Below are 20,112 nucleotides of genomic sequence, written 5' to 3' on the forward strand. Positions count from 1 at the left end.
CATTGCCTGCGGCGCGATGAACTCTGTGGGAGCGGCGCCCGCGCCGCGACAGTCGCCGTCTCGGCCGCGCCGCGAGCGCGGACGGCCTGAAAGATCCTGCCATGCCCCGCCTGTTCCCCCACGCTGCGCGGTGCGACGGTTTTCCTGTAATGAATTCGTGACGAAAGAGTGGCTGGAGTGCCTATGCCTCCAGCTCTGGCGGGTGCTGTAAGGAAAATCTGCCGTTTCTGCCGGTCGCCCGTGGCCGGCGCGGGCGGGCGGGTGGTTGTTCGCCGTCCGGGCAGCGGGTGTGATGCAGGCATGCCGGCCCTCGCGGGGTCGGCACCACAACAATAAAACGTGGAGGCCGCATGACTGCCCTGACCACCCCCGCCCCCCTGGCGTGCCACCCTGCCTCGCGCCGTCCCCGCCGCCGTTGCGCTGCGTCCGCTCTGCGGCCGACTGCCGGAACGGCCGCGCCATGTACAATGCGCGCCGCTTCGACTGTGACCCACTGCGCATATCCGCGCACCCCGGGTTGTCCGGACGCGCGCGATCGCCGCCGCCCGAGTCATCCCATGAGGTGAATCCGCCTTGCCGACTCCGCCGTGCCACAAGCCCGGCGGGTGATTTCCCGTCACAGACAAGAACAAACAGGTGACGCATGACCCGTGAAAAACCGAAGAACCTCTGGCAGTCCCGCTGGGGCTTCATCCTCGCCGCGACCGGCTCCGCCGTGGGCCTGGGCAATATCTGGAAATTCCCGTACATCACCGGCGAATACGGCGGTGGTGCCTTCGTGCTGATGTACCTGGGCTGCATCCTCGCCATCGGCATCCCGGTGATGATGACCGAGATCGCCCTCGGCCGTCGTGGGCGCGGCAGCCCGCTGGACGCCATCGCCCGGGTGGTCAGGGAGAACAACGGCAATCCGTTGTGGAAGCTGATGGGCGGCATGGCCACGCTGTGCGGCTTCCTGATCCTCTGCTTCTACGTGGTGGTCGCCGGCTGGGCCTTCGCCTACACGTGGAAGATGCTCGACGGCTCGCTGGCCGCCACCAGTGTCGAGGCGCTGGCCGGCGTGTTCGAGGCGCACAATGCCAGCCCCTGGCAGCTCGGCAGCTGGAGCCTGATCGTGGCCCTGGTCACCCTGTGGATCGTCGGCAAGGGCGTGACGGCCGGCGTCGAGCGCTCGGTGCGCTGGATGATGCCGGGCCTGGCGGTGATGCTGCTGATCCTGGTCGGCTACGCCCTGACCAGCGGCAACTTCGCCGAGGGCTTCGCCTTCCTGTTCACCTTCGACGCCAGCAAGGTCACCGGCGAGGCGTTCCTCGCCGCGCTCGGCCATGCCTTCTTCACCCTCAGCCTGGCCTCCGGGGCGATCCTCACCTACGGCTCCTACCTGCCGGACGACCAGTCCATCGCCCGCACCACCTTCGTGGTGGCGATCGCCGACACCTGCGTGGCGCTGCTTGCGGGCCTGGCGATCTTCCCGGTGATCTTCGCCAACGGCATGAGCCCGGCGGCCGGTCCCGGCCTGATCTTCATGAGCCTGCCGCTGGCCTTCCAGCAGATGCCGCTGGGCACCGTCTTCGGCGTGCTGTTCTTCGCCATGGTCTCGGTCGCCGCGCTGACCTCGGCGATCTCGATGATCGAGGCTACCGTCGCCTACCTCAACGAGAAGCACGGCGTCGGCCGCATGAAGGCCTCCATCGTCTCCGGTGCGGTGCTGATCGCCATCAGCATGCTGGCCATGCTGTCGTTCAACGTCGGCGCCGAGTGGAAGCTGTTCGGGCTGAACTTCTTCGATCTCCTCGACTACGTGACCTCGCGCTGGATGATGCCGGTCGGCGGCATCCTGATGGTGATCCTCGCCGGCTACTGCCTGCGCAGCGAGATCATGCGCGACGAGCTGCGCCTGCCGGCCGCCGGCTATGCGCTGTGGCTGTTCATGGTGCGCTACGTCAGCCCGGTGCTGATCCTCGTGGTGTTCCTCAACGCCCTCGGCTGGCTGGGCTTCGACCCGCTCGCCGGCTGGTACTGGATCGCCAGCGCCATCGGCGTGCTGGCCGTGCTCGGCGAAGTCTTCGCCCCGCGCGTGCGGCACGAGTTCGCCGTGCGCTGAAACGCCCTGCGGCGCTCCCCGGAACCCGGCCTCGTGCCGGGTTCTGTCCGTTCCGGGGCGCCGCTATACTGCGCCCCCTCCGGCCGGGACGCCGGCAGCCAGCGCGGTTTCGGCCATGCTGGGAGAGACAGGGACGCGCCGCGATGCGCCCGATCCGGGAGGCGTCGTTCCTGCCTCGCCGGCCACCCGCCGCCGCGGGGCGTTCCATTTCCCCAGGGGACCTACCGACCATGGACACCCACCCGCAGCCGGGCGAACTCCGGCGCAGCCTGCAGAACCGCCATATCCAGCTGATCGCCCTGGGCGGCGCCATCGGCACCGGCCTGTTCCTCGGCTCGGCCGGCGTGCTGCAGAGCGCCGGGCCGTCGATGATCCTCGGCTACGCCATCGCCGGTTTCGTCGCCTTCCTGATCATGCGCCAGCTCGGCGAGATGATCGTCGAGGAGCCGGTGGCCGGCTCGTTCAGCCACTTCGCCCACAAGTACTGGGGCGGCTACGCGGGCTTCCTGTCGGGCTGGAACTACTGGGCGGTGTACATCCTGGTGGGCATGGCCGAGCTGACCGCGGTGGGCAAGTACATCCAGTTCTGGTGGCCGGAGGTTCCCACCTGGGTCACCGCCGCGCTGTGCTTCGTGCTGGTCAACGCCATCAACCTGGTCAACGTGCGGCTGTTCGGCGAGACCGAGTTCTGGCTGGCCATCGTCAAGGTGGCGGCCATCGTCGGGATGATCCTGCTCGGCCTGTACCTGCTGCTCAGCGGCGAGGGCGGCGAGCAGGCGCGGGTCGACAACCTGTGGCGCCACGGCGGCTTCTTCCCCAACGGGGTCGGCGGGCTGGTGATGGCGCTGGCCTTCATCATGTTCTCCTTCGGCGGCCTGGAGCTGGTCGGCATCACCGCCGCCGAGGCCCGCGAGCCGCGCCAGGTGATCCCCCGGGCGATCAATCAGGTGGTCTACCGGATCCTGATCTTCTATGTCGGCGCGCTGACCGTGCTGCTCTGCCTATACCCCTGGGACGCCCTGCTGGCCAGCCTCAACGCCGCCGGCGATCCCTACAGCAGCAGCCCGTTCGTGCAGATCTTCGCGCTGATCGGCAGCGATACCGCGGCCCATGTGCTGAATTTCGTGGTGCTCACCGCGGCCCTGTCGGTCTACAACAGCGGCGTCTACTGCAACAGCCGGATGCTCTACGGCCTGGCTGCTCAGGGCGACGCGCCGCGCGCGCTGCTGCGCCTCAACCGCCGCGGCGTGCCGGTGCTGGGCATCGCCGTGTCGGCCTCGATCACCCTGCTGTGCGTGCTGCTCAACTACCTGCTGCCCAACGGCGCGCTGGAGCTGCTGATGGCCCTGGCGGTGGCGGCGCTGGTGATCAACTGGGCGATGATCAGCCTGGCGCACCTGCGCTTTCGCGCCAGCCAGCGACGCCTCGGCCTGCAGTCGGGCTTCCCGGCGCTGTGGTCGCCGTTCTCCAACTACCTGTGCCTGGCCTTCGTGGTGCTGATCCTCGGCGTGATGCTGCGGATCGAGGGCGTCAGCCTGTCGGTCTACCTGATCCCCGGCTGGCTGCTGCTGATCTGGCTGGGTTATCGCCTCAAGCTGGCGCTGGCGCGCCGCTGAGGCGCGTCAGGTAGAGGGGAGGGGCGGCCTGCGCGAGTGCGGCGGGTTGGTCAAGGGGCGCATGGCGCACCCAGCGGCGCTCGGAAGGGGAGACGGGGCGCCTGGGCGCCCCGTGGCACCAATGGGCGTCAGCAGACGCGAGCGATGGCCGCCGCCAGCTCGCCCAGGCGGCGCTCGTCGAGGCCGGCGACGTTGGCGCGGCCGCTGCCGACCAGGTACACGCTGAACTCCGCGCGCAGCCGGCGCACCTGCTCGGGCGACAGCCCGGTATAGGAGAACATGCCGCGCTGGCTGGCGATGTGGGCGAAGCGCTCGGCCAGACCGAACGGCTGCAACGCCTCGACCAGCCCGTGGCGCAGGCGCAGCACCCGCTCGCGCATGGCGTCCAGCTCGCGCTGCCATTCCCGCTTCAGCGCCGGGTCGGCGAGGATGGTCGCCACCACCGCCGCGCCGTGGAACGGCGGCGTCGACCACAGGTTGCGCGCCAGCGAGGCGAGCTGGCTGCGCACGTCGAGCAGCTTGTCGTGATCGGCGGCGCAGACCAGCAGCGCGCCGGTGCGCTCGCGGTACAGGCCGAAGTTCTTCGAGCAGGAACTGGTGATCAGCAGCTCCGGCAGCTCGGCGGCGAACAGGCGCACCGCCCAGGCGTCCTCCTCCAGACCGTCGCCGAAGCCCTGATAGGCGAAGTCGATCAGCGGCAGCAGCTCGCGGCGGCGCACCACGTCGAGCACCCGCTGCCAGTCGTCGTGCGACAGGTCGAAGCCGGTGGGGTTGTGGCAGCAGGCGTGCAGCAGCACCACGTCGCCGCTCGGTACCTGCTCCAGTGCGGCGAGCATCGCCTCGACGTTCAGGCGGTTGTCGGCACCCACGTAGGGGTAATGGCTGACCTTGAGCCCCGCCTCGGCGAAGATCGTCTCGTGGATCGGCCAGGTCGGGTCGCTCAGCCAGATGCCGCGCCCCGGTAGGCAGTGGGCGAGGAAATCCGCGCTCAGGCGCAGCGCGCCGGTGCCGCCGGGCGTCTGGGTGGCGCCGGCGCGCTGGCCGGCCAGCAGCGGCGAGTCGGCGCCCAGCACCAGGCCGGCGAGCTGCGCGCCGAAGGCCTCGTCGCCGTGGCCGGAGGTGTAGGTCTTGGTGGTTTCCGTCGCGAGCAGGCGCTGCTCGGCCTGCTTGACCGCCGCCATGATCGGCGTGCGACCTTCGGCGTCCTTGTACACGCCGACGCCCAGGTCGAGCTTGGCCGGGCTGGGATCGGCGCGGAAGGCCTCCATCAGGCCGAGGATCGGATCGCCGGGGACGCGGGCGACGGACTGGAAGTGACTCATTGAATACCCTCGCAGGTGGCGGCGAGCGCGTCGGTACGCGCCGCCATGATGAAGTCGTTGCGGTGCAGGCCACGGATCTTGTGGGTCCACCAGGTGACGGTGAGCGCGCCCCACTCGACCAGCAGCGCCGGATGGTGGCCTTCGGCCTCGGCGGCGGCGCCCACCGCGTTGGCCAGGGCCAGCGCCCGAGCGAAATCGGCGCAGCGGAAGGTGCGTTCCAGCTGCATCACCCCGTCGCGCACCTCGATGCGCCAGTCGGGAATCTGTCGCAGCAGGCCGGCCAGTTCGGCTTCGGGCACCTGCGGGGCATCGGCGCGGCAGGCGTCGCAGTGGGCTTGGTCGAGCGTGTTCATGGCAAGGCATCCTCGAACGGGCGGGACGGGCTGTCGCCGCGGCGTCCTGTTGTTATAGCCCGTATGGATACCCCAGGGCGGCGCGGCGCGCAGCCAGTCGGCGCCGGCCGGCGGGGAGGTGTGGGGAGTGCTTGTGTAATTCAATCGTTACGGTTGCCGCTGAGTGGGCGCCTCCCGGTGGATCGGCGGCCCTTCATTTGCCGGCTTTCGTCACATATTCTTGACGAGAAGAATGCGTCTTGCGGCGCCCGGTGTGCCTGAGCGGCGGTTGAACCGCCGGCAGGCGTACCCAGACCCGACAACAACCACAACACGGGCCCTTTCCATGCGAATCAAGGTTCACTGCCAGAACCGCATCGGCATCCTGCGCGACATGCTCGACCTGCTCGCCGACTACGGCGTCAACGTCGCCCGCGGCGAAGTCGGCGGCGAGCAGGGCAATGCCGTCTACCTGCTGTGCCCCAACCTGATCAACCTGCAGTTCCAGTCGCTGCGCCCGAAGATCGAGGCGATTCCCGGCGTGTTTGCCCTGCAGCGCGTCGGCCTGATGCCCAGCGAACGGCGCGCCCTGGAACTCAACGCCCTGCTCGGCGCCCTCGAGTTCCCGGTGCTCTCGGTGGACATGGCCGGACAGATCGTCGCCGCCAACCGCGCCGCCGCCCAGTTGCTCGGCGTGCGCGTCGACGAGGTGCCGGGCATCGCCCTGTCGCGCTACGCCGAGGACTTCGACCTGCCGGCGCTGGTGCGCGCCAGCAAGGCGCGGATCAACGGCCTGCGGGTCAAGGTCAAGGGCGACGTCTACCTGGCCGACATCGCGCCGCTGCAGACCGAGGGCGAGGACAGCGAGGCGCTGGCCGGCGCGGTGCTCACCCTGCAGCGCGCCGACCGCATCGGCGAGCACATCTACAACGTGCGCCGCCAGGAGCTGCGCGGCTTCGACAGCATCTTCCAGAGTTCCAAGGCGCTTGCCGCGGTGGTGCGCGAGGCGCGGCGCATGGCGCCGCTGGATGCGCCGCTCTTGATCGAGGGCGAGACCGGCACCGGCAAGGAGCTGCTGGCGCGTGCCTGCCATCTGGCCAGCCCGCGCGGCAAGGCGCCGTTCATGGCGCTCAACTGCGCCGGCCTGCCCGAGTCGATGGCCGAGACCGAGCTGTTCGGCTACGGCCCCGGCGCCTTCGAGGGCGCCCGCCCCGAGGGCAAGCTGGGCCTGCTGGAGCTGACCGCCGGCGGCACCCTGTTTCTCGACGGCGTCGGCGAGATGAGCCCGCGCCTGCAGGGCAAGCTGCTGCGCTTTTTGCAGGACGGCGGCTTCCGCCGGGTCGGCAGCGACGAGGAGGTGTATCTGGACGTGCGGGTGATCTGCTCGACCCAGCAGGACCTTTCCGAGCTGTGCGGGCGCGGCGAGTTCCGTCGCGACCTCTATCACCGCCTCAACGTGCTGTCGCTGCACATCCCACCGCTGCGCGAGTGCCTGGACGGCCTCGATGCGCTGGCCGCGCACTTCATCGACCAGGCCAGCCGGCAGATCGGCTGCCCGCTGCCGCAGCTGGCGCCGCCGGCCCTGGAGCGGTTGCGCCACTACCACTGGCCGGGCAACGTGCGCCAGCTGGAGAATGTGCTGTTCCAGGCGGTGTCGCTGTGCGACGGCAAGTGGATCAAGGCCGAGCACATCCGCCTGCCCGACTACGACATGCCGCAGCCGCTGGGCGCCTTCACCCTCGACGGCGGCCTGGAGCAGATCGTCGGTCGCTTCGAGAAGGTGGTGCTGGAAACCCTCTACCGCGACCACCCCAGCAGCCGCCTGCTGGGCAAGCGCCTGGGGGTGTCCCACACCACGGTGGCCAACAAGCTGCGCCAGTACGGCATCGGCGCGGAAAAGGCCTGACGCACGGCCCGCCCGCCGGGCAACCTGTGGTCGCCGGCGTGGTCGAAGTCTGGCTGGACAACCCCGGCGGCGCCCGACACAGCGGGCGCCGCCCCGCCCACGGAGACTCGCCCTTGCCCGTTTCGCTGCGCCGCCTGCTGCCCTGTCTGCTCCTCGCGCTCGGCCTGCCCGTACAGGCCGCGCCCGCCTGTCCGGCCGGCCAGCAGTCGCTGTGCGTGGGCAGTTGCTTCTGCGTGCCGGCCAGCGCCGAGATCGAGGCGCTGCACCGCGATCTCGGCCGGCTGGCCGCCCAGGGGCTGGAGCGCTGGCTGCAGGAATCGCGCGATGCGCTGGTCGCCCGCGGCGCGGATCAGCCGATCCCCCTGCATGTGCGCGCCCAGCTGGAGCCCTATTTCGACCTGCGGGTGCTGGAAACCGCGCGCTTCGCGGTGGGCGACGCCACCCAGTTCAGCGCGGCCAACACCCTGCTGCACAACCCCGACGTGCAGGCGGTCACCCTGATCGACGTGGTGGTGTTCCGCAGCGCGGCCGCCGCCCAGGACGACGTGGCGCTCTGGGCGCACGAGCTCAAGCACGTCGAGCAGTATCTGGAGTGGGGTGTGCGCGGTTTCGCCGAGCGCTACAGCCGCGACCATCAGGCTGTCGAGGCGCCGGGCTACGCCATGCAGCGCCGGGTGGCGGCGGACCTGCGGGCCGCACAGGCGCCGCTGGCCACGACCCGCGAATGACGCGCCGATAAAAAACCGCCCGCACCCCAGGGGAGGTGCGGGCGGTGAAGGTGGGCAACGCCATCTGATGCCCTGTCTGTGCAACCCAGACTCGGTGGATCAGGCGACCTCTTTGGCCGCCTGCATGTGAACGACCTGCACGGCCACCGCTTCGACCTTCGGCTGCGGCTTGGCGTAGCGCTGCGGGGCGAAGGCGTGCAGCAGCTGGGCCTCGCGAGACTTGACGCGCTCGACGCTGGCCAGCTTGACGTGGCCGTAGCCGCGGATCTCCTCGGCCAGCGCGGCGATGCGCACGGCGGCGTCGAGGTTGTCGGCCTTCAGTTGCGGCAGCAGTTCGCGGATGCGCGCGGCGTACTCCTCGATCAGTCGGCGCTCCATGCGCCGCTCCTCGGTCTTGCCGAACAGGTCCAGCGCGCTGCCGCGCAGGCCCTTGGCCTTGGCCAGCAGCGGGAAGACCTTGGCAAGCCACGGACCGATAGTGATCTTGCGCGCGCGGCCGTCCGCGCCCGGACGCGACAGCAGCGGCGGAGCCATGTGGAATTCGAGGCGGAAGTCGCCCTCGAACTGCGCCTCCAGCTGCTGGCGGAACGCCGGGTCGCTGTACAGGCGCGCCACCTCGTACTCGTCCTTGTAGGCCATCAGCTTGGCGTAGCCGCGCGCCACCGCTGGGCTCAGGCGCAGCTTGGCCTGCGGGCCGAGCAGGGCGCGTTCGGCGGCGGCGACTTCGTCGACCAGCTGGCGGAAGCGGCGGGCGTAGGCGGCGTTCTGGTAGTCGGTGAGTAGCCGCTCGCGATGGGCGACCAGCTCGTCGAAGTCCTCGATCAGGCGGAATTCCTCCACCTCGGCGCTGCGGCTGAGCAGCTGGCGCAGGCCCTGCGGGTTGGCGCAGGCCAGACGGCCGAGGCCGAAGGCGGCCAGGTTCATCGGCACGGCGACGCCGTTCAGCTCGATGGCGCGCTGCAGCGACTCCAGGCTCAGCGGGATCAGCCCGGCCTGCCAGGCGTAGCCCATCAGCAGGATGTTGGCGCCGATGCTGTCGCCGAGGGCGCGCTGCGCCAGGCTCTGCGCGTCGCACAGCTCGAGTCCGGCTTCGCCTACGGCGTGGCGGATCTTCTCCAGCAGGCCTTCGGTCTGCAGGTTGGCGTCCGGGTTCTGCACGAACTCGGCGGTGGGCAGCACGTGGCGGTTGGCGATCACCTTGGTGCGGCCGTGCTTGACGCTCTGCAGGGCGTCGGCGGAGGCGGCCACCACCAGGTCGCAGGCGAGCAGGGCGTCGGCCTGCTGGGTGTCGATGCGCACCTGGTTGAGGCGCTCCGGCACGTCGGCCAGGCGCACGAAGGACAGCACCGCGCCGCCCTTCTGGGCGAAGCCCATGAAGTCGAGCACGCTGGCCGACTTGAATTCCAGGTGGGCGGCCATGCTGATCAGCGCGCCGACGGTGACCACGCCGGTGCCGCCGACGCCGGTGACCAGCAGGTCGTAGGGCGCGTTCCACACGTGGGCGGCCGGACGCGGCAGCTTGTCCAGCAGCTCGGCCAGGGCGCGCTGGCCGGCCTCGGCCTGCAGGGCGCCGACGCCCTTGCGCACGCGGCCGCCCTTGACCGAGACGAAGCTCGGGCAGAAGCCGTTGACGCAGGAGTAGTCCTTGTTGCACGACGACTGGTCGAGCTGGCGCTTGCGGCCCAGTTCGGTTTCCAGCGGCACCAGCGACAGGCAGTTGGAGGCCACGCCGCAGTCGCCGCAGCCTTCGCACACCGCCTGGTTGATGAACAGGCGGCGGTCCGGGTCGGGGAATTCGCCCTTCTTGCGGCGGCGGCGCTTCTCGGCGGCGCAGGTCTGCTCGTAGATCAGCACGGTGACGCCGGCGGTCTCGCGCAGTTCGCGCTGCACTTTGTCCAGATCCTCGCGCGGGTGGAAGGCGGTGCTGGCCGGGAAGCGGTCGCGCTGGCTGGCGTACTTGGCGATATCGTCGCTGAGCACCACCACCTTGCGCGCGCCCTCGGCGGTGACCTGCTGGGCGATGGCGTCGACGGTGATGGTGCCGTCCACCGGCTGGCCGCCGGTCATGGCCACCGCGTCGTTGAACAGGATCTTGTAGGTGATGTTGGCCTTGGCGGCGATCGACTGGCGGATCGCCAGGTAGCCGGAGTGGTAGTAGGTGCCGTCGCCGAGGTTCTGGAACACGTGCGGCACCTGGGTGAAGCGCGAGTGCGCGGCCCAGTCGACGCCTTCGCCGCCCATCTGGATCAGGCCGCTGGTGCCTCTGTCCATCCAGTTGGCCATGAAGTGGCAGCCGATGCCGGCCAGGGCGCGCGAGCCTTCCGGCACCTTGGTCGAGCTGTTGTGCGGGCAGCCGGAGCAGAAGTACGGCGAGCGGCGCACGGCGTCGGCCAGGTTGCTCAGCTGCGACGGTGCGGTGAAGTCGCGCACCAGGTGGCGGCGGTCGAGGCCGGCGGTCTGCCGGGCCAGCCAGTCGGCCAGCACCGGCATGATGCGCGACGGGCGCAGCTCGCCGAGGGCGGAGAGCAGCGGCTTGCCAGCGGCGTCCTGCTTGCCGAGCAGGCGCGGGCGCAGCTCGGCCGGCTGGTTGTAGAGCAGCTCGCGCAGCTGGCGCTCGATCACTGGCGCCTTTTCCTCGATCACCAGCACCTCGTCGAGGCCGCGGACGAAGTCGAGGGCGCGACTCGGCTCGATGGGGAAGGACAGGCCGATCTTGTAGACGCGGATGCCGGCGCGGGCCAGGTTGTCCAGGGAGATGTCCAGGCGGCGCAGGCATTCGAGGAAGTCGAGGTGCGCCTTGCCGCAGGTGACGATGCCGAAGCGCGCCTGCGCGCAGGCGACGATGGTCTTGTCGATGCTGTTGCTCTTGGCGAAGGCGCGCACCGCGTCGAGCTTGTCGGCCTGGCGGGCTTCGAGCTGCAGCGAGGGCAGGTCCGGCCAGCGGTAGTGCAGGCCGCCGGCCGGCGGGGTGTAGTCCACCGGCGCCTCGAAGCGGGTCTGGATGCGGTCGAGGTCGACGGTCGAGCCGCTTTCCACCACCTCGGAGAGGGCGGTGAAGCCGACCCAAGCGCCGGAGAAGCGCGACAGCGCCCAGCCGTACAGGCCGAACTCCAGGTATTCGGCGATGGTCGCCGGGGAAACGGTCGGCACGCTCCAGGCCTGGAAGGCCAGGTCGCTCTGGTGCGGCATGGAGGAGGACACGCAGCCGTGGTCGTCGCCGGCGACGATCAGCACGCCGCCGTTGGGCGAGGAGCCGTAGGCGTGGCCGTGTTTCAAGGCATCTCCGGCGCGGTCGACGCCCGGGCCTTTGCCGTACCAGTAGGCGAACACGCCGTCGACGGTGCGCGCGGGGTCGGACTCGACCTGCTGGGTGCCGAGCACCGCGGTGCCGCCGAGCTCTTCGTTGATCGCGGGGAGGAATTCGATCTGGTTGTCGGCCAGCAGGCGCTTGGCTTTCCACAGGGCCTGGTCGACCATGCCCAGCGGCGAGCCCCGATAGCCGCTGATGAAACCGGCGCTGTTCAGGCCGCGCGCGCGGTCGAGGGCGCGCTGCATCAGCGGCAGGCGTACCAGCGCCTGGGTGCCGGTGAGGAAGATCTGGCCGCGGGTGGCTTCGAGGCTGTCGCTCAGGCGGTAGTCGTCGCGCAGCTGCACGGTGCTGGCGCGCTCGGTCGCATGGGTCATTGTTATTGTCCTGCGAGGGGTTGTTCTGTGGCGAATAGTGTTCCCCAGCGCAGGCGGTTTTTTGTTTCTCTTTTTCCTTGTGCAGCGGTAGATTCGAGAAAAAATTAATAGCTATTTCTCGAAAAGGAGAATCACATGCTCGACAAGTTCGCCCGCCAGCTGCTCCGCGAGCTGCAGCGCGACGCCCGGCAGACCATGCAGCAGCTCGCAGAAAAGGTCGGCCTGTCGACCACACCCTGCTGGCGGCGCATCAAGGAGCTGGAGGAGGAGGGGGTGATCCGCCGCTACACGGTGCTGGTGGACCGCGAGAAGGTCGGCCTGCAGAACTGCGTGTTCGCCGAGGTGGCGCTGAGCCGCCACGCCGGCGACGTCACTGCCGAGTTCGAGGCGGCGGTGGCCGCCACCCCGGAAATCGTTGCCTGCTACGCCACCACCGGCAAGGCCGACTACCTGATCAAGGTGGTCACCAGCGACATCAAGGCCTACGACCAGGTGCTGCAGCAGCGCATCTTCCGCCTGCCGGGGGTGGCCAGCGTGCACACCAGCGTGGTGCTGCGCGAGGTGAAGGACGAGGTGATCCTGCCGTTGGGGTGATGTTTTGATCTGCCCTGCGCTGAGTTCTTATCTGTTTTTTTGTCGAGGATTTATAATTTTTATGCGTAAATTTCTTTACGGTAAAAAGGTTTTTCTTCAGGAAGTAGTGGATGGTTTGGTTGGTCCCAGGTTTACAGATATATCACATTATTCAAGAATGGATAATGAGAGCATGCGGGATGATGAGGGAAGTAAATTTTTCTCTTTGAGTGAATGTGCCTTGGAAGTTTTTTCTGGGGATTGTGACTTCAGGCTTGGCGGTGCAGGCGTCGGTTCCATGCTATCTATCCCAACTGAACACTGCTATTGCCTTTGTTTGAGCGGTAGAGGAAACGATCCTGAACTTTTTGAGAAGTTTAAAGCGGATATTTGTATTGAGATTGATGTTGAGGTTCTTTTGGATATTGTTGGTTCTGTTTTATCTCATCGTCTAAAAGGGGCTGCTGTCGATGCTCGAGAGATAACCTACTATGAGCCATCTCTTCCTCCGATCTCAGTAGGCTCTAGAGATTTGGTTTTCTTTAAGCCTATCCAGTTTTCTCATGAGGCAGAGTTTAGGGTGGTTATTTTTTATCCAAAAGACAAGCGCGGATTTATTTGTGATGGCGGGGTTTTCGTGCCATTCAGTATTCCTGGAGATTCTTTGCATATTTCTTTTTCTAGTGAGGATTCATCGGTTTTTAAGAGATTTGTTAAGGGTGTTTTTGAATTTCCGGGATTTTGCTTGGGTTGAGAAAATTTTTGCTTATTGGGTTGAACAGGGGCAGCACCTCCGTACTGCCCCTAAATTTTACTGCTGCGCTTCGACCTCCGCCTCCACGCGGCGGTTGATGGCGCGGCCTTCGGCGGTGGCGTTGTCGGCCACCGGGCGGCTTTCGCCGTAGCCCACCGAGTCGACCCGATCGGCGCTCACGCCGTACTGGTGGACCAGCACATCGCGTACCGCCTGGGCGCGGCGTTCGGAGAGGCGCTGGTTGTAGGCGTCGGGGCCGACCGAGTCGGTGTGGCCTTCGACGGTGGTGCGGGTCTGCGGGTACTGGCTCATGAAGTCGGCCACCGCGCGGATGTCCGCCTGGCTGCCGTCCTTGACCACGGCCTTGTCGAAGTCGAATTTCACGTCCAGCTCGACGCGCACCATGCTCGGTGCCGGGGTCATGGGCTCCGGTTCCGGGGCGGCGACCGGCAGCGGGCAGCCGTCGGCGCCCACCTGAGTGCCCTTGGGCGTGTCGGGGCACTTGTCGTCCTTGTTGACCACGCCGTCGCCGTCGGCGTCGCCGTGGACCCAGCAGTAGGCGGCGCCGGTCAGCGCGCCGATGCCCAGGCCGCCGGCGGCCCAGCTGGCGCTTTCGATGGCGCCCAGGCCTGCGCCGACCACACCGCCGACGGCCGCGCAGGGTGGCCAGTCGCTCTGTACCAGGCCGGCGCAGCCGGTCAGCAGGCCGCTGGCCATGGCCAGGGGTAAGGCTGTTCTTGCAATGCGCATAGTTGCTGCTCCTCGATGGATCGGGCGGGACTGCTCACGTTGCTGGCCTTGCAGGCAAAGCAATGTGTGAAAGTGTTGCAGCGGATCGGGAGTTGTCAAAACGACAGGGCGTGCGGCGCAGTGCGGAGCGGGCGGGGAGGACGTGGGAGCGGGGCGCTGCGTGGTGCGGATGCGCCACCGGGGCAGGCGTCGGGTGGCCTGCTCCGGCGACGTGATGGAGTGGTGCGGACTCAGTGCTCGGCCTGCCAGGCGTCGATGACTTCCTGGGCGGCGCGGAAGGCGTCGATGGCCGCCGGGGCGCCGGCGTAGACGGCGCAGTGCAGCAGGGTTTCGCGGATTTCCTCGATGCTGCAGCCGTTGTTCAGCGCGCCGCGCACATGGCCCTTGATCTCCTGCGGGCACTTGAGGGCAGTGAGTGCGGCGAGTGTGATCAGGCTGCGGGTCTTGCGCGGCAGGCCGTCGCGGGTCCAGACCCCGCCCCAGGCGTGGGCGTTGACGAACGCCTGCAGCGGTTCGGTGAATTCGGTGGCATTGCCCATGGCGCGGTCGACGAAGGCGTCGCCCATCACCTCGCGGCGGACCTTGAGGCCCTGCTCGTGGCTGTCGGTCATCGGGGGTTCCTTGGCTGGAGCGCCTGCGGACAGGCGCGGGGGCCGGCTCAGCGGCGTTCGAGGGCCAAGGCTACACCCTGGCCGCCGCCGATGCACAGGGTCGCCAGCCCCTTGCGGGCGTCGCGGCGGAGCATCTCGTGCAGCAGGGTGACCAGGATACGGCAGCCGGAGGCGCCGATGGGATGGCCGAGGGCGATGGCGCCGCCGTTGACGTTGACCTTCCGCGCATCCCAGCCCAGTTCCCTGCCGACCGCCAGCGCCTGGACAGCGAAGGCCTCGTTGGCTTCGATCAGGTCCAGTTCGTCGAGCCGCCAGCCGGCCTTGTCCAGGCAGCGGCGGGTGGCGGCCACCGGGCCGATGCCCATGACCGCCGGATCGACCCCGGCGCTGGCGTAGCCGGCGATCCTCGCCAGCACCGGCAGGCCCAGCTGCTCGGCCTTGGCGGCGCTCATCAGCAGCACGGCGGCGGCGCCGTCGTTGAGGGTCGAGGCGTTGCCGGCGGTGACGCTGCCGTCCTTCTTGAATGCCGGACGCAGGCCGGCCAGCGAGGCGGCGCTGGTTTCGGCGCGCGGCTGCTCGTCGACGGCGAAGCGCAGCGTCTCGCCCTTGCGCTGGGGCACCGGCACCGGGGTGATCTCGGCCGCGAAACGCCCGGCCGCAAGGGCGGCGCAGGCCTTCTGCTGCGAGGCGGCGGCGAAGGCGTCCTGCTCTTCGCGGGAGATGGCGTATCTTGCCGCCAGATTCTCTGCGGTGATGCCCATGTGATAGTCGTTGAAGGCATCCCACAGGCCGTCGTGGAGCAGGCTGTCGACGATCTGGCCGTGGCCCAAGCGCAGGCCGCTGCGCGCCTGGGGCAGCAGGTAGGGCGCCTGGCTCATGTTCTCCATGCCGCCGGCGATCACCACCTCGGCGTCGCCGCAGCGGATCGCCTGGGCGGCCAGGTGCAGGGCCTTGAGGCCGGAGCCGCAGACCTTGTTGAGCGTCAGCGCCGGCACGCCGTGTGGCAGGCCGGCGAGCAGCGCGGCCTGGCGGGCGGGGTTCTGGCCGCAGCCTGCGCTCAGCACCTGGCCGAGGATCACCTCGTCGACCCGGGCCGGGTCGAGGCCGGTGCTTTCCAGCAGGGCGCGGATCACGCAGGCGCCCAGCTCGCTGGCGGGGATGTTGGCCAGCGCGCCCTGGAAGGCGCCGATGGCGGTGCGGGTGGCGGCGACGATGACGACTTCGTGCATGGCGGACTCTCTTGTTGTTCGTGGCGCGGTACATGGCGCTGCCGCAGGGCGTGCGCCCGCGCGGCGGCAAGGCCGCGGAATTAGAAAAGCGACTGCAGGGGCAGTCGCCGAACCGGGCAGAAGAGGGGGATTGGCACCTCTGCCGGGAAAGCGTGGGTGCCGGCGCGGCGACACCCTGAATGGCATGGCGTGCGGGCAGTCGGGCGGCCCGGCGCGCTCATGTCGGGCTCAGCGTCGGACCTGGCAGCCGGTGGCGGCCTGCAGTTCGTCGAAGTCGACGCCCTCGGCCAGCTCGACCAGCTTCAGGCCCTCTGCGGTGACGTCGAGCACGGCCAGGTCGGTGATGATGCGGTCGACCACGCCGACGCCGGTCAGCGGCAGGTCGCAGTGCTCGAGGATCTTGTGCGCGCCGCCCTTGGCGGTGTGCTCCATCAGCACTACCACGCGCTTGACCCCGGCCACCAGGTCCATCGCCCCGCCCATGCCCTTGACCATCTTGCCGGGGATCATCCAGTTGGCCAGGTCGCCCTGCGCCGACACCTGCATGGCGCCGAGGATCGACAGGTTGATGTGGCCGCCGCGGATCATCGCGAAGCTCGCCGCGCTGTCGAAGAAACTGCTGCCGGGCAGGGTGGTGATGGTCTGCTTGCCGGCGTTGATCAGGTCCGGGTCGACCTCGTCCTCGGTGGGGAACGGGCCGATGCCGAGCAGGCCGTTCTCGCTCTGCAGCCAGACGTCCATGCCTTCGGGAATGTAGTTGGCCACCAGGGTCGGCAGGCCGATGCCGAGGTTGACGTAGAAGCCGTCCTGCAGCTCGGCGGCGGCGCGCTGCGCCATCTGTTCGCGGGTCCAGGCCATGGTTCAGCTCCTCCCTGCTTTTGTAGAAAGTGTGCGTTGCTCGATGCGTTTCTCGGGCGTGGCGTTGACCACGATGCGCTGCACGTAGATGCCCGGCAGGTGGATCTGGTCGGCGTCCAGGGCGCCGGTCTCGACCAGCTCCTCGACCTCGACCACGCAGACCTTGCCGGCCATCGCGGCCAGCGGGTTGAAGTTGCGCGCGGTCTTGTTGAACACCAGGTTGCCGGCCTTGTCGGCCTTCCACGCCTTGACCAGCGCCACGTCGGCGGTCAGCGAACGCTCCATGACGTACCACTGCCCGTCGAACTGGCGGGTCTCCTTGCCCTCGGCGACCAGGGTGCCGTAGCCGGTCTTGGTGAAGAACGCCGGGATGCCGGCGCCGCCGGCGCGCAGCTTCTCGGCCAGGGTGCCCTGCGGGGTGAACTCCAGCTCCAGCTCGCCGGCCAGGTACTGGCGCTCGAACTCCTTGTTCTCGCCGACGTAGGAGGAAATCATCTTGCTGATCTGCCGGGTGGCGAGCAGCTGGCCGAGGCCGAAGCCGTCGACGCCGGCATTGTTGCTGATCGCGGTGAGGTTCTTGCGGCCGCTGTCGCGCAGGGCGGCGATCAGCGCCTCGGGGATGCCGCACAGGCCGAAGCCGCCGACGGCGATGGTCATGCCGTCCTCCACCAGCCCGTCGAGGGCGGCGTCGGCGTTGGGGTAGAGCTTGTTCATGCTGAGCGGTCTCTGTTGTTCTTGTGTGCTTGAGACGGGGGCGCTCCCACGCCGGAGCGCGGGAGCGATCGGATCGCCGGTGTCAGGCGCTGCGCGCCGGCAGCAACACGCCGCGGCATTCGCCGAAGCCGATGGAGGGCTGACCCTCGCGGCGGCAGCGGGCGCGCAGGATCACCTCGTCGCCGTCTTCGAGGAAGGTGCGGGTCTCGCCGCTGCTCAGGGTCAGCGCCTGCTTGCCGCCGAAGCTGCTCTCCAGCAGGCTGCCGAACTGCTCGGGCTCCGGCCCGGACAGGGTGCCGGAGCCGAACAGGTCGCCCGGCTGCAGCATGCAGCCGCCGACGCTGTGGTGGGCGACCATCTGCGCCACGGTCCAGTACATGTGGCGGGTGTTGCTCAGCGCCAGACGCTGCGGGGCCAGGCCCTGTTCGCGCATGGCGGCGCTCTGCAGCAGCACTTCCAGCTCGATGTCGAAGGCGCCGGCGGCCTGATCCTGGGCATCCAGCAGGTAGGGCAGCGGCTGCGGGTCGCCGGCCGGGCGCGGCGGCTGGGCGATGCGGAACGGCGCCAGCGCCTCGGGCATCACCACCCAGGGCGATACCGTGGTGGCGAAGTTCTTGGCCAGGAACGGGCCGAGCGGCTGGTATTCCCAGGCTTGCAGGTCGCGCGCCGACCAGTCGTTGAGCAGGCAGTAGCCGGCCACATGCTCGCCGGCCTCGCCGATGGCGATGGACTCGCCCATGGCGTTGCCCTCGCCGATCCAGATGCCCAGCTCCAGCTCGTAGTCCAGGCGCTTGCTCGGGCCGAAGCTCGGCGCCTCTTGACCCGGCGGCAGGGTCTGGCCCAGCGGGCGGCGTACCGGGGTGCCGGAGACGCACACCGTGGAGGCGCGGCCGTGGTAGCCGATCGGCACGTGCTTGTAGTTGGGCAGCAGCGGGTTGTCCGGGCGGAACAGCTTGCCGACGTTGTTGGCGTGGTGGATGCCGACGTAGAAGTCGGTGTAGTCGCCGACCCTGGCCGGCAGGTGCAGGCGGCAGTCGGCCATGGCCGGCAGCAGGGCATCGCCCAGGGCTTCCATGTGCATCCGCGCCGGGCTGCCTTCGGCTAGCAGGCCGGTCAGCGCCGCGCGCAGGGCGCGCCGCGCCGGGGCGCCGAGGGCGAAGAAGGCGTTCAGGCAGTCGCCGCTGGCGGCCCGGGCGGCGGCTTCGGCCTCACCCTCGAACAGCCCGGCCGCGCAGGCGACCTGGAGGTCGAGGATGTGCTCGCCGATGGCGACGCCGCCGCGCGGCGTCTGGCCGGCGACGCTGAAGACGCCCAGCGGCAGGTTGTGCAGGGGAAAGTCGGGGTGGCCGTTGGCCGAGGGCACCCAGCTGAGCGGGTTGGCTGCGTCGATCATGGACTGCGTTCTCCGTGGCGGGGCCGGATTACTGGAACATTTCTTTGTAGCTGCCGTCGTGCATCCACGCGGCGTGTTTGGGTGCGCGTTTGGTCTGGCCCCACTCTTCGAGCATCGCCCATTTCACCTGGTCGAGGGCGGCGAGCATCTTTGCCGAGCCGGTGTTGGCGGCCAGTTCCAGGCGGTGACCGTTGGGGTCGAAGAAGTAGATCGACTGGAACAGCGCGTGGTCGGTCGGGCCGAGCACCTCGATGCCGGCGGCCTCCAGGCGCGCCTTGGCCTCCAGCAGGACCTCCATGGACTCGACCTGCAGGGCCAGGTGCTGCGTCCACACCGGGGTGTTCGGGTCGCGGCCCATCTCCGGCCGTGTGGGCAGCTCGAAGAACGCCAGCACGTTGCCCATGCCGGCGTCGAGGAAGATGTGCATGTAGGGATCGGACTCGCCGGTGGAGGGCACGGCGTCTTCGGCGATGGACAGCACCAGTTGCATGCCCAGGTGCTTTTCGTACCAGCGGGCGGTTTCCAGCGCGTCCTTGCAGCGGTAGGCGACGTGATGGATTTTCTGCACGAGCGGCTTCATTACGGTTTCCCTTTCTCGGTGGGCGGTGCGGATGCGCGGCGGCACAGGTGGCGCTGGCGAATCTGCGTTTTGTTTTGCGTAATCAACTTACGATTAACGTAACTTGCGCGCCCGAGGGCGTCAAGCGCTAGAATCCGCCACCCATCGCCACCCACAGGAAGGATCATGACCAGCGAAATCGAGCGCGCCGCGGCGCCACGGCGGCAGAAGGTGCAATCGGCCGAGGTCGGCACCGACATCCTCAAGGGCCTGGCCGAACTGGCGCCGGCCACCTCACTGTCGCGCCTGGCCGAGCACGTCAGCATGCCGGCGAGCAAGGTGCACCGCTACCTGCAGGCGCTGATCGCCAGCGGCTTCGCCGAGCAGGACGAGAGCACCGGCCACTACGGCCTGGGCCGCGAGGCGCTGTTCGTCGGTCTGGCCGCCATCGGCCGTCTCGACGTGACCAAGGTGGCGCTGCCGCGCCTGGTCGAGCTGCGCGACGCGCTCAACGAGACCTGCTTCCTCGCCGTGTGGGGCAACAAGGGGCCGACCGTGGTGCACGTCGAGCAGGCGGTGCGCGCTGTTACCGTGGTCACCCAGGTGGGCTCGGTGCTGCCGCTGCTGGGCTCGTCCACCGGGCTGGTGTTCGACGCCTTCCTGCCGGCGGTGGAGCTCGCCGCACTGCAAGCCGAGGCGCTGGCCGAGCCGGGCGCACCGAGCGCCGCCGAGCTGGCGGCGCTGCAGGCGCAGATCCGCGCGCGCGGCCTGCACCACGTGCACGGCCTGCTGATGTCGGGGGTCAATGCGCTGTCGGCGCCGCTGTTCGCAGCGGGGGAGAAGCTGGTCGGGGTGATCACCGTGGTCGGCACGGCGTCGAGCTTCCCGGCCGACCCCGAGGGCGCGCAGGCCGAGCGGTTGCGGACGGTGGCGGCGGAGATCAGTGCGCGGATGGGCGGCGTGGCGCCGCAGTAACGCG

At 68.8% G+C, this 20,112-nt stretch carries 17 protein-coding genes; 7 read left to right on the forward strand and 10 right to left on the reverse strand.

The genetic code is table 11. The annotated features are described in order from the left end of the window. The first annotated feature begins 643 nt into the window (after positions 1–643). Positions 644–2,104: a sodium-dependent transporter gene (locus BLU22_RS12385; RefSeq protein ID WP_090215019.1), complete on the forward strand. Its 1,461-nt coding sequence runs from the start codon at positions 644–646 to the stop codon at positions 2,102–2,104. 230 nt (positions 2,105–2,334) lie between these two features. Next, positions 2,335–3,720, forward strand: coding sequence for an amino acid permease (locus tag BLU22_RS12390; RefSeq protein WP_090215023.1), 1,386 nt, complete (start codon positions 2,335–2,337; stop codon positions 3,718–3,720). Positions 3,721–3,848: 128 nt separating this feature from the next. Here the strand turns inward: BLU22_RS12390 and BLU22_RS12395 are convergent, their stop codons facing one another. Both BLU22_RS12395 and BLU22_RS12400 read right to left on the reverse strand, forming a co-directional pair. Further along, entirely contained in the window at positions 3,849–5,042 is a 1,194-nt protein-coding gene (locus tag BLU22_RS12395; RefSeq protein WP_090215025.1) for an amino acid aminotransferase, read from the reverse strand. Further along, the gene (locus tag BLU22_RS12400) at positions 5,039–5,395 is read right to left on the reverse strand and encodes a 4a-hydroxytetrahydrobiopterin dehydratase (protein WP_090215028.1); all 357 of its coding nucleotides are present in this window, start codon (positions 5,393–5,395) and stop codon (positions 5,039–5,041) included. Before BLU22_RS12400 ends, BLU22_RS12395 begins: the two co-directional genes overlap by 4 nt. 325 nt (positions 5,396–5,720) lie before the next feature. Between BLU22_RS12400 and BLU22_RS12405 the strand changes: the two genes are divergently transcribed. Together BLU22_RS12405 and BLU22_RS12410 are read left to right on the forward strand one after the other, a co-directional pair. Then, complete coding sequence (locus tag BLU22_RS12405; RefSeq protein ID WP_090215030.1) at positions 5,721–7,280, forward strand: sigma-54-dependent transcriptional regulator; 1,560 nt, start codon at positions 5,721–5,723, stop codon at positions 7,278–7,280. Positions 7,281–7,393: 113 nt separating this feature from the next. Continuing rightward, positions 7,394–8,008 (forward strand): eCIS core domain-containing protein, encoded by a 615-nt coding sequence (locus BLU22_RS12410; protein WP_231975245.1) that lies wholly within the window; start codon positions 7,394–7,396, stop codon positions 8,006–8,008. A 99-nt stretch (positions 8,009–8,107) separates the two neighbouring features. Here BLU22_RS12410 and BLU22_RS12415 read toward each other — a convergent pair whose 3' ends face one another. Further along, a complete protein-coding gene (locus BLU22_RS12415; RefSeq protein ID WP_090215032.1) occupies positions 8,108–11,692 on the reverse strand; it encodes an indolepyruvate ferredoxin oxidoreductase family protein in 3,585 nt (1,194 codons plus the stop codon). A 135-nt stretch (positions 11,693–11,827) separates the two neighbouring features. On the opposite strand from BLU22_RS12415, the gene BLU22_RS12420 reads away from it, so the two are divergent. Then, positions 11,828–12,286, forward strand: coding sequence for an Lrp/AsnC family transcriptional regulator (locus BLU22_RS12420; RefSeq protein WP_090215034.1), 459 nt, complete (start codon positions 11,828–11,830; stop codon positions 12,284–12,286). A gap of 61 nt (positions 12,287–12,347) precedes the next feature. Further along, the gene (locus BLU22_RS14980) at positions 12,348–13,019 is read left to right on the forward strand and encodes a hypothetical protein (protein ID WP_157718995.1); all 672 of its coding nucleotides are present in this window, start codon (positions 12,348–12,350) and stop codon (positions 13,017–13,019) included. 57 nt (positions 13,020–13,076) lie between these two features. Here the strand turns inward: BLU22_RS14980 and BLU22_RS12425 are convergent, their stop codons facing one another. The 7 genes from BLU22_RS12425 to BLU22_RS12455 all read right to left on the reverse strand — a co-directional run bounded on the left by BLU22_RS12425 (position 13,077) and on the right by BLU22_RS12455 (position 19,154). After that, entirely contained in the window at positions 13,077–13,769 is a 693-nt protein-coding gene (locus tag BLU22_RS12425; protein ID WP_090215036.1) for an OmpA family protein, read from the reverse strand. A gap of 230 nt (positions 13,770–13,999) precedes the next feature. Beyond that, complete coding sequence (locus BLU22_RS12430) at positions 14,000–14,380, reverse strand: carboxymuconolactone decarboxylase family protein (RefSeq protein ID WP_090215039.1); 381 nt, start codon at positions 14,378–14,380, stop codon at positions 14,000–14,002. Positions 14,381–14,427: 47 nt separating this feature from the next. Further along, positions 14,428–15,609 carry an acetyl-CoA C-acetyltransferase gene (locus BLU22_RS12435; RefSeq protein WP_090215041.1) on the reverse strand — a complete coding sequence of 394 codons (1,182 nt, stop codon included), beginning with the start codon at positions 15,607–15,609 and terminating at the stop codon, positions 14,428–14,430. Positions 15,610–15,837: 228 nt separating this feature from the next. Next, a complete protein-coding gene (locus tag BLU22_RS12440) occupies positions 15,838–16,467 on the reverse strand; it encodes a CoA transferase subunit B (protein ID WP_090215044.1) in 630 nt (209 codons plus the stop codon). A gap of 3 nt (positions 16,468–16,470) precedes the next feature. Further along, positions 16,471–17,181, reverse strand: coding sequence for a CoA transferase subunit A (locus BLU22_RS12445; RefSeq protein WP_090215046.1), 711 nt, complete (start codon positions 17,179–17,181; stop codon positions 16,471–16,473). 82 nt (positions 17,182–17,263) lie between these two features. Next, the gene (fahA, locus tag BLU22_RS12450; RefSeq protein ID WP_090215048.1) at positions 17,264–18,574 is read right to left on the reverse strand and encodes a fumarylacetoacetase; all 1,311 of its coding nucleotides are present in this window, start codon (positions 18,572–18,574) and stop codon (positions 17,264–17,266) included. Between the two features lie 28 nt (positions 18,575–18,602). Continuing rightward, positions 18,603–19,154 (reverse strand): VOC family protein, encoded by a 552-nt coding sequence (locus BLU22_RS12455; protein WP_090215052.1) that lies wholly within the window; start codon positions 19,152–19,154, stop codon positions 18,603–18,605. Positions 19,155–19,319: 165 nt separating this feature from the next. Here BLU22_RS12455 and BLU22_RS12460 point away from each other — a divergent pair, with 165 nt between their 5' ends. Continuing rightward, complete coding sequence (locus tag BLU22_RS12460) at positions 19,320–20,108, forward strand: IclR family transcriptional regulator (RefSeq protein WP_090215056.1); 789 nt, start codon at positions 19,320–19,322, stop codon at positions 20,106–20,108. Positions 20,109–20,112: the final 4 nt, after the last annotated feature.

Origin of the sequence: Pseudomonas guangdongensis (assembly GCF_900105885.1) — a bacterium.
GTDB classification, from domain to species: Bacteria; Pseudomonadota; Gammaproteobacteria; order Pseudomonadales; family Pseudomonadaceae; genus Geopseudomonas; species Geopseudomonas guangdongensis.

Bases quoted from the DNA above. Each gene is read 5' to 3' on its own strand.
- BLU22_RS12385 (WP_090215019.1), top strand. From the start codon at position 644: ATGACCCGTGAAAAACCGAAGAACCTCTGGCAGTCCCGCTGGGGCTTC.
- BLU22_RS12390 (WP_090215023.1), top strand. From the start codon at position 2,335: ATGGACACCCACCCGCAGCCGGGCGAACTCCGGCGCAGCCTGCAGAAC.
- BLU22_RS12395 (WP_090215025.1), bottom strand. From the start codon at position 5,042: ATGAGTCACTTCCAGTCCGTCGCCCGCGTCCCCGGCGATCCGATCCTC.
- BLU22_RS12400 (WP_090215028.1), bottom strand. From the start codon at position 5,395: ATGAACACGCTCGACCAAGCCCACTGCGACGCCTGCCGCGCCGATGCC.
- BLU22_RS12405 (WP_090215030.1), top strand. From the start codon at position 5,721: ATGCGAATCAAGGTTCACTGCCAGAACCGCATCGGCATCCTGCGCGAC.
- BLU22_RS12415 (WP_090215032.1), bottom strand. From the start codon at position 11,692: ATGACCCATGCGACCGAGCGCGCCAGCACCGTGCAGCTGCGCGACGAC.
- BLU22_RS12420 (WP_090215034.1), top strand. From the start codon at position 11,828: ATGCTCGACAAGTTCGCCCGCCAGCTGCTCCGCGAGCTGCAGCGCGAC.
- BLU22_RS14980 (WP_157718995.1), top strand. From the start codon at position 12,348: ATGCGTAAATTTCTTTACGGTAAAAAGGTTTTTCTTCAGGAAGTAGTG.
- BLU22_RS12425 (WP_090215036.1), bottom strand. From the start codon at position 13,769: ATGCGCATTGCAAGAACAGCCTTACCCCTGGCCATGGCCAGCGGCCTG.
- BLU22_RS12430 (WP_090215039.1), bottom strand. From the start codon at position 14,380: ATGACCGACAGCCACGAGCAGGGCCTCAAGGTCCGCCGCGAGGTGATG.
- BLU22_RS12435 (WP_090215041.1), bottom strand. From the start codon at position 15,609: ATGCACGAAGTCGTCATCGTCGCCGCCACCCGCACCGCCATCGGCGCC.
- BLU22_RS12440 (WP_090215044.1), bottom strand. From the start codon at position 16,467: ATGGCCTGGACCCGCGAACAGATGGCGCAGCGCGCCGCCGCCGAGCTG.
- BLU22_RS12445 (WP_090215046.1), bottom strand. From the start codon at position 17,181: ATGAACAAGCTCTACCCCAACGCCGACGCCGCCCTCGACGGGCTGGTG.
- fahA (WP_090215048.1), bottom strand. From the start codon at position 18,574: ATGATCGACGCAGCCAACCCGCTCAGCTGGGTGCCCTCGGCCAACGGC.
- BLU22_RS12455 (WP_090215052.1), bottom strand. From the start codon at position 19,154: ATGAAGCCGCTCGTGCAGAAAATCCATCACGTCGCCTACCGCTGCAAG.
- BLU22_RS12460 (WP_090215056.1), top strand. From the start codon at position 19,320: ATGACCAGCGAAATCGAGCGCGCCGCGGCGCCACGGCGGCAGAAGGTG.